We start from the raw sequence: 1,564 nt of genomic DNA on the forward strand, positions 1-1,564 counted from the left end.
GAATTAATTTCATAAATACCAGCCCTTATGTACCAAGGCTTTCAAAGGCATAAAAAAATAGGAACTCCCCAAAATCGTGTATAATTTGAATAACGACAAACAAATTCCCACAGATTTTGAAAAGGAGACTCCCTATGACCATTATACGACAAGAGAGCCTATTCGGTATACAGGACTTATTAGAAATGAATGCTTCAAATCGCTTTGAAGCTATTTTTTCAACGATTAATATTGATCCAATCGTACATTTTATTAGTAAAAAATCAATTTATGGAAGACCGACCGAATTAAACGTTCACGCGATGATTTATTCTTTAATCGCTCGTATCGTTGATCGTATTCCAACGATAAAAGACTTAGTAAAGCGATTAGAAAATGATTTTATTTTCCGATATGATTGTGGTTTTTGTTTTTCAGATGCCACTCCGTCTGAAGCTTCGTTTTCACGTTTAATCGAAAAATTAAGTCAGTCTTCTTTGATTGAAACTGTCAAAGAAACCCTGGTCCTTCAAGCAATTAAAGAAGGGTTTATTTCTGATGATAGCGTTTCAATTGATGCCACTCACTTTGAGTCTCGTGATCGAGCTGTTCAAGAAGAGAAGAAATCCAAGCCTGGAAAAAAGAAACGTGGAAGAAAATCAAAGGCTGAAAAAGCACGTTATGATCAACAAAAACAGGCTGAAAATGAAAATAAATCCATTTATGAAAAAACAATCGCCGACCAACTTGATGTATCACTAGAAGAATTAGAAGCTGAAATGCCAATTCAACCGAAGTGGGGTATCAAGAAAAATAGCGAAGGAAAAAACACCAACTGGTTTGGTTTTAAAGCTCATTTGGCTGTTGGAACAAGTAGCCAATATATTCTTAAATCGTATCTTTCTTCAGGAAGTTTAAATGATGGGAAAGCCGCCATTCCTTTATTGAAGGCAATTGGAAAATTACCTCTTCAACTGAACTATAGTATTTTTGATGCAGGTTATGATTATCAAGCGATTTACCAACAATCACTCTCTCAAGAGATTCAACCAATTATTGCGTACAATAAAAAGAATGAAGGTGAATACGTAGGGTTCGATCAGAACTTTGCCCCAACATGCGTACTTGAGCATTCTTATCGTTATGATAGCTTTGATCCTAAGTATAAAACTTTAAAATACAAGCGACCAAAAGAATGTGAAAGTTGTTCCTTAGCCCAGGATTCCCTTTGTCAAAAGGTCTATAAAATCAGACAAGAAACTGACATAAGAAAATACGCAGCTCCAGGGAGGGGTACGCAAAAGTGGAAATCACTTTTTAAATTAAGAACATCAGTTGAGAGAGTAAATGCTTATTTAAAAGAATTTTTCCAGTTGAATAATGTACGACATCGAACAGGTGCAAAGGCTAAGCTCCATCTAAGCCTAGCGACACTTGTATTTAACTGTACCAAATTAGCAGTAGATCGAATCAATCAAGCACTTAAATTAAACCAATTAAAAGTAGCATAAGATTTTTAAAAAGTTAATACAGATATTCTGGAGGTCTGAACTTAATAAAAAAATGCATTATGAAATTAATTCAA

The 1,564-nt window shown here is 34.5% G+C and carries 1 protein-coding gene; it reads left to right on the forward strand.

The window, feature by feature from the left end; all coding sequences use genetic code 11:
• Positions 1-134: 134 nt before the first annotated feature.
• Positions 135-1,490: a transposase gene (locus COC46_RS21820; protein WP_098811989.1), complete on the forward strand. Its 1,356-nt coding sequence runs from the start codon at positions 135-137 to the stop codon at positions 1,488-1,490.
• Positions 1,491-1,564 lie beyond the last annotated feature (74 nt).

Source organism: Bacillus sp. AFS041924 (assembly GCF_002577195.1).
GTDB lineage: Bacteria > Bacillota > Bacilli > Bacillales > Bacillaceae_G > Gottfriedia.

Excerpts from the sequence above, each read along its gene's own strand:
- COC46_RS21820 (WP_098811989.1), top strand. The coding sequence starts at position 135 with ATGACCATTATACGACAAGAGAGCCTATTCGGTATACAGGACTTATTA.